7 protein-coding genes are annotated in these 6,477 nt (G+C 29.8%); 3 read left to right on the top strand and 4 right to left on the bottom strand.

Annotated features, from left to right (window positions below; genetic code table 11):
• The first annotated feature begins 174 nt into the window (after positions 1 to 174).
• Entirely contained in the window at positions 175 to 1,083 is a 909-nt protein-coding gene (locus tag QHG34_RS09460; protein WP_282629930.1) for a D-alanyl-D-alanine carboxypeptidase, read from the top strand.
• A gap of 50 nt (positions 1,084 to 1,133) precedes the next feature.
• On the opposite strand, the gene QHG34_RS09455 is transcribed toward QHG34_RS09460, so the two are convergent.
• Together QHG34_RS09455 and QHG34_RS09450 are read right to left on the bottom strand one after the other, a co-directional pair.
• Entirely contained in the window at positions 1,134 to 1,607 is a 474-nt protein-coding gene (locus tag QHG34_RS09455; protein ID WP_282629929.1) for a DUF6702 family protein, read from the bottom strand.
• Between the two features lie 177 nt (positions 1,608 to 1,784).
• On the bottom strand, positions 1,785 to 2,198 hold the full coding sequence (locus QHG34_RS09450) for a hypothetical protein (protein WP_282629928.1): 414 nt from the start codon (positions 2,196 to 2,198) through the stop codon (positions 1,785 to 1,787).
• Positions 2,199 to 2,334: 136 nt separating this feature from the next.
• Here QHG34_RS09450 and trmB point away from each other — a divergent pair, with 136 nt between their 5' ends.
• On the top strand, positions 2,335 to 3,012 hold the full coding sequence (trmB, locus tag QHG34_RS09445; protein ID WP_282629927.1) for a tRNA (guanosine(46)-N7)-methyltransferase TrmB: 678 nt from the start codon (positions 2,335 to 2,337) through the stop codon (positions 3,010 to 3,012).
• Between the two features lie 117 nt (positions 3,013 to 3,129).
• Here the strand turns inward: trmB and QHG34_RS09440 are convergent, their stop codons facing one another.
• Both QHG34_RS09440 and ahcY read right to left on the bottom strand, forming a co-directional pair.
• On the bottom strand, positions 3,130 to 4,272 hold the full coding sequence (locus QHG34_RS09440; RefSeq protein ID WP_282629926.1) for an acyltransferase family protein: 1,143 nt from the start codon (positions 4,270 to 4,272) through the stop codon (positions 3,130 to 3,132).
• 118 nt (positions 4,273 to 4,390) lie between these two features.
• Complete coding sequence (ahcY, locus tag QHG34_RS09435; RefSeq protein ID WP_282629925.1) at positions 4,391 to 5,704, bottom strand: adenosylhomocysteinase; 1,314 nt, start codon at positions 5,702 to 5,704, stop codon at positions 4,391 to 4,393.
• Positions 5,705 to 5,779: 75 nt separating this feature from the next.
• On the opposite strand from ahcY, the gene QHG34_RS09430 reads away from it, so the two are divergent.
• Positions 5,780 to 6,409 (top strand): 4'-phosphopantetheinyl transferase family protein, encoded by a 630-nt coding sequence (locus tag QHG34_RS09430; protein ID WP_282629924.1) that lies wholly within the window; start codon positions 5,780 to 5,782, stop codon positions 6,407 to 6,409.
• Positions 6,410 to 6,477 lie beyond the last annotated feature (68 nt).

Genomic DNA, 6,477 nt, shown 5'->3' with positions numbered 1-6,477 from the left:
AAATATGGTAAGGTCAAAAATCCTAATGATTTTCCTACATTTCAAATTAATCAAAATAATAATACAATAATATTAAATAAAAACTATACTTTTAAATGTTCCTAACAAGGGGAAGATTACAGTGACCCTACTTTTCTACATCCAAAATACAAGAACAATCGCGCTGTAGATTTCTTGAAGAATAATGGAACAAAAATCGTTTTTCATTGGAATAATTTTGATGAAGAATCTTTTCTACCAGGTTGGACTTGGGACGACTTTAGAAAAGATTATTCACCCGAACGTAGTCAATTTCCGATAAATGAAAACATGGTTTCAATTTCGAAAACAGGATCTTCAGTCAAAACTTTCCCTACTTATTTTGAGCAATTTACTCAAATTAAAGAAATGATAGAGCCACGAGATTTTTACAACAATAATTTCTACATCAATCAACAAAAAAGGTCAGAGAAAGTTCCGTTTATTGTGAATGAAACGGTGATAGAAAAATCATTGTCAGAAATTTTAGGTAAACCTGTTGATATGATAAAAACGCCAATGGTTACTAATCCGAAAATATTCTATAGTCAAAAATCGGATGATGTTTACCGTGAAATGATGGAGAATAGTGATAATTTTTTGGCAGAACATTTATTGATATTAGCATCAAGCACAATGAATGGGAAGTTGAGTTCGACTCAAGTGATTGATTATGCAAAAAAAAGTTTTTTGAAAAGCTTGAAACAACAACCCGAATGGTTTGATGGTTCTGGGCTTTCGCGTTATAACTTGTTTACGCCGCAAAGTTTTGTGCAGGTTTTGGAGAAAATGTACAACGAATTTCCTGAAGAACGATTGCATTCTATTTTCCCGGTTGGTGGTAAAACAGGAACCATAAAAAATAGGTATAGAGATTCGGCTACACCTTATATTTTTGCTAAAACGGGGACACTAAATAATAATGTAACGTTGAGTGGATATATAAAAACAAAATCTGGACAGACCTTAATTTTTAGTTTAATGAATAATAATTCGACAAAAAGTTTGAGTTTAATTCGAAATGAAAACGAAAAGTTATTGCGTCTTGTACGAGATAATTTTTAGACATAAAAAAAGACCTTCTCACCAGAAGGTCTTTTTTATTATTTTATTATTTAGAAAGTAATTTTAATTACTTCGTTTTTACTTGTTAAAGGATATGTTTTGCGTGTATCTTTAATATCTACATTTACGATATTTTGTTGATCGCTAAAAACATCATTTAATAAACCAACTCTTAATTCTAGAGAGCTTATATCAGAAATTTTATCAAACTTAAAGAAAACTCGCGTAGACTTATCGTTTACTTGGTATCCATAATAAGAAGTTCCTAAAGATTTTCCATTAACCTTAAGATCAAGATTATTGCTAACGTAAGCTTTTAGTTTGTTCTCAAAATTAGATTTATTTCCTACATCTGCACCAACAGCTTTCTCTAATTGATTAGTGAAGATACGAGCCGTTATATTTAACGTACCTGTTTCTTGTTCATAATCAACTTTTATATTTGCAGTATGAAAATCTTGAGCGCCTACAGTTAATGTAACAAAAACGGCAAGCAAAGAAAATAAATATTTAAAGTATTTCATCTCGATTATTTTATAAGAGCAATTCAAATGAAGTGCCAAAGATTAATAAAAACTTAAAAGAATTTATGATTTATTTTAGAACTAACGGATTTAGGTCTAAAAAATTATGTAGAGGTGTAGAAAATAAAAGAGTATCAAATTATTAATACTCTTTTCGATTATTTACTTTTTGTGTAATTATCCTAACCAAACGTTGTAAGGAATTCTGCTTAATACACAAACTAATCCAACTAATCCAAAAATAACAACACTCATAGGTACTGTTGTAGAACGCTTTAATTTAGCATTAGCAATTGTCATAAAAACGATACCAGCAATCATCATCATTGGGTGTTCTACGTAAGTTAAACGTAAACCAGAATCAGACATAATATTTGAAGGCTCCATTGCAGAGAATTTCATGATATAATATACTAAACCAACCAACATTTGTACGTGAAATGCAATTGTTGTAAATAAACCAATTTTCTTGATTGTTGCATTTGTATCTTTTTTAGAAATAGCGTAAATTAAGGTAGAAATCACAAAAATAACTCCCATTAAAATTACTAAATAAGCCCAACCGCTATGAAATTGTTTGATAAAATCCATTTTTCTAATTTTTATTTTTCAGTACAAAAATAACAAACCTTTTTACATAATTACTATTTGTAGAAATTTATGTGTTTTTAAAGCAGTTTTTTAGATTAATCAAAATCTCGTAATTTCGCGCAAAATAAAATCCGAAATGGGAAAAGATAAAATCAGAAGATTTAACGAAAATAAAACTTTTCAGAATGTTGTTCAACCAACACGCGACGAGGCTATTAATAATTTTGCACTAAAAGGAAATTGGAATAAGGATTTTTTCAAGAATGATAATCCAATTGTATTAGAGTTAGGTTGTGGAAAAGGTGAATATACTGTTGCTATGGCTCGTCGTGATAAAGATCGAAATTTTATCGGAGTAGATATTAAAGGTTCAAGATTTTGGATAGGTGCAAAAACTTGTTTAGATGAAGGAATTGATAATGCAGGTTTTCTAAGAACACAAATAGAAATAATTGATAATCTTTTTGCAGAAAACGAGATTAGTGAAATTTGGATTACTTTTCCAGATCCGCAAATTAAATTTCGTAGAACAAAACATCGTTTAACCGATCCTGAATTTTTGAGACGTTATAATACAATCTTGAAACCAGAAGGTACGGTTAATCTAAAAACAGATTCGGAGTTTTTACATGGTTATACACACGGCGTTATTCATATCGAAGGACACGAAGTAATTCGTTCTACGCACGATGTTTATCATCCAGATCATTCCGACATTCCTGCAATTGTAACGGAAGTACAAACGTATTACGAATCGATGTTTTTGGAAGAAGGTAAAAAGATTACCTATATAAAGTTCCGATTAAAATATTAATTCATTTGTTTGAATTAAGCAGAAAATATTTAGAATACTAAAATCATAACGAGTTCTCTTGTTATGATTTTTTTTTGCGCTTATTTGTACAAAAAAAAACCTCGCTTGTTTAAGCAATTATTTAAAATGTTTGTAATACAATTTCATGAATGGTTTCTCTATATAATAGAACGTAATTGTAGATGTAAAGATTAATAAAATAGAAATAACAGATACAATTATTGTATAAGTATAAGTATTTAAGGTTTTTATGTTTTTAAATCCAATGAAATAAAATGTACTAAACAATAAAATACCATGTATTAAGTACGTACTGTAAGAGATTTCTCCAATATATTTTAAATAATTAGTTTTTAATATTCCAAATATATCGGTTTTGAGTGCTATAAGTGTAAATGTGACTACTAAATATAATTTAGAAAAATAATTATCATTACTTGTATTATAGCTAAAAGAAATTATTATACAAAATACAGCAATAAAAGAATAAATATTCTTATTTAAATTAATATTAGGTTTAAAATATAGTATGAATGCAGGTATCATTCCTCCTAAAAATGATATAAGATGTGTTAATCTAATTTGATTAATCTTTAAATAGAAAAGTATAAATAATATAGAAATTGTAATTGCAAAAATATTTTTATTTTTTCTTAAAATTAAACCTATAAGAGGCAAAGAAAAATAAAATAACCATTCATATGGTAATGACCATGTTACTCCAGAAAGCATTCTGCCGATACTAATATTTGTACTGATTTCTGTATAGCCTAAAATTGTAAATGAATACCATTTTAAACATTTAATAAAAAATACATAGAAACTAGAGTTAAGAATAAACTTGTCAATTGTTAATACAAATAAAATACAAAAAGTAATGATTAAAAAATAAAGTGGAACCAAGCGAAATATTCTAGAAAATAATATTTTCTTCCAAAATTGAAGATCCTGTTTTTTTGAATTTAAAAGTTTATTTGTAAATAAGAAACTTGTTATCATAAAGAAGAAAGCAACAGAACTTTCTCCTAAATGAATTCCTAAATAATTATTAGGTATTTCCCATTTTTCAAATTGAATATAATTATACCAAACTATAGAATGATGAATAAATACCCCTGTGGCAAGTAATCCTCTAAATCCATCAATACTTTCAAATCTATTAGTTTCGGATTGAAAATTAACAATTTTACTTAAAAAATACCCAGAAATAAATATTACAAAATATATTATAGTAATAAATAAGTAGCTGTCAATTTTCATGTTAAATTTATTGTAAAAATAATAAAAAATAATAAAATATAAAAGCCCTCGCTTGTTCAGGGCGAGGGCAACTAGTTAAGTGTGTTATTTTTTCAAATAAATTCTAAATTAAAATTAATTAGTATCTATAATATTCTGGTTTAAATGGTCCTTCAACCGCTACACCAATGTATTCTGCTTGTTTTTGAGATAAAACTTCTAATTCTACTCCTAATTTAGCTAAATGTAATTCAGCAACTTTTTCATCTAAACGCTTAGGTAAAGTGTACACTTTATTTTCGTAAGCAGATGAATTAGTCCATAATTCGATTTGAGCTAAAGTTTGGTTAGAGAATGAATTTGACATTACAAAAGATGGGTGACCTGTTGCAATACCTAAGTTTACTAAACGACCTTCAGCTAAAATGATGATATCATTTCCGTTGATGTTGTATTTGTCAACTTGAGGTTTAATTTCTTCTTTTGTGTTTCCGTAAGTTGAGTTTAACCAAGCCATATCGATTTCGTTATCGAAGTGTCCAATGTTACAAACAACAACTTTGTCTTTCATTTTCTCGAAGTGCTCTGCACGTACAATTCCAAAGTTACCAGTAGTTGTAATAATGATATCAGCGTTTGCAACAACTGTATCTAATTTTTTTACTTCGTAACCTTCCATTGCAGCTTGTAAAGCACAAATAGGATCGATTTCTGTTACTGTAACAATTGCTCCAGCGCCACGGAAAGATTCTGCAGTACCTTTACCAACATCACCAAAACCACAAACTACAACACGTTTACCAGCGATCATTAAATCTGTTCCACGACGAATCGCATCAACAGCAGACTCACGACATCCGTATTTGTTATCGAATTTAGATTTTGTTACAGAATCGTTTACGTTGATTGCAGGCATAGGCAATGTACCTTTCTCCATTCTTTCGTAAAGACGGTGTACTCCAGTAGTTGTTTCTTCTGATAATCCTTTGATCTCAGCAACTAATTCTGGGTAACGATCAATCACCATATTCGTTAAATCTCCACCATCATCTAAAATAAGATTTAATGGTTTGCGATCTTCTCCGAAGAATAATGTTTGCTCGATACACCAATCGAATTCTTCTTCATTCATCCCTTTCCAAGCATACACAGGAATCCCAGCAGCAGCAATTGCAGCAGCAGCATGATCTTGTGTAGAGAAAATATTACATGAAGACCATGTAACATCAGCTCCTAAAGCAACCAACGTTTCGATAAGTACTGCAGTTTGGATTGTCATGTGTAGACAACCTGCAATGCGAGAACCTTTCAAAGGTTGAGCAGCTTTATACTCTTCACGGATAGCCATTAACCCAGGCATTTCAGCCTCAGCCAACGTAATTTCCTTTCTTCCCCACTCTGCTAAAGAAATATCTTTAACTTTGTATGGAATGTATTGCGTTTTTGTATCCATCAATTGATATATTTAACTAACTTTTTAATTAAAGTTTATAAGCAACAAATTTACAAACAAATTTCGATTTTAAAAATGCCTGTTATCGATTATATTAACAATCATAATCAAACTAAGATTGTAACGTGGAATGTGACTGAAACGAACGAAGAATTACTAGAGTATCTTCAGTTGGAAGAATATAGGTTAGAGAAATACAATAATCTACGTCCTAAACAAGCGCGCGAATATCTTGGATTAAGAGCCTGTCTAAAAGAATTAGGCTTAAATTATGATGTAAATTATACCGAAAATGGAAAGCCTTATTTGCCTACAAACAAAGAAATTTCTATCACTCATTCGTATGGATTGGTCTCAGTTGGTGTAAGTTCGTTCAATATCGGGATTGATATTGAGCTATCTCGTCCAAGAAAAATTCTGAATATCAAACATAAATTTGCACGTCCAGATGAGTTGGCTTGGATTCCTCAAGAAAATGAAACCGAATATCTGCATGTGATTTGGGGAATGAAAGAAGGTTTGTACAAATTGAATGGAGGAAACCTTTGGAATTTTTTGAATCATTATCGTGCAGAAGAATTTGAATTAATAGAGAATAAGCAATTTATTTGTTGGATTTCGGATGATGTGAAGTCTCGAAAATATCATGCTTTCTACAAAATGATTGAAGATTATTACTTGGTTTGGGTACTGGATTATGAATAGATCGAAGTTAGAAATTAGAATGACGAATTTAGATTTACGATTTAGAAAGAATTATTTTTAACTCACAA

The organism is Empedobacter sedimenti (assembly GCF_030005555.1).
GTDB classification, from domain to species: Bacteria; Bacteroidota; Bacteroidia; order Flavobacteriales; family Weeksellaceae; genus Empedobacter; species Empedobacter sedimenti.
Note: the sequence above shows the minus strand (reverse complement) of the source record. Positions and strands in the feature narration are given on the sequence as shown.

Bases quoted from the DNA above. Each gene is read 5' to 3' on its own strand.
- QHG34_RS09455 (WP_282629929.1), bottom strand. From the start codon at position 1,607: ATGAAATACTTTAAATATTTATTTTCTTTGCTTGCCGTTTTTGTTACA.
- QHG34_RS09450 (WP_282629928.1), bottom strand. From the start codon at position 2,198: ATGGATTTTATCAAACAATTTCATAGCGGTTGGGCTTATTTAGTAATT.
- trmB (WP_282629927.1), top strand. From the start codon at position 2,335: ATGGGAAAAGATAAAATCAGAAGATTTAACGAAAATAAAACTTTTCAG.
- QHG34_RS09440 (WP_282629926.1), bottom strand. From the start codon at position 4,272: ATGAAAATTGACAGCTACTTATTTATTACTATAATATATTTTGTAATA.
- ahcY (WP_282629925.1), bottom strand. From the start codon at position 5,704: ATGGATACAAAAACGCAATACATTCCATACAAAGTTAAAGATATTTCT.
- QHG34_RS09430 (WP_282629924.1), top strand. From the start codon at position 5,780: ATGCCTGTTATCGATTATATTAACAATCATAATCAAACTAAGATTGTA.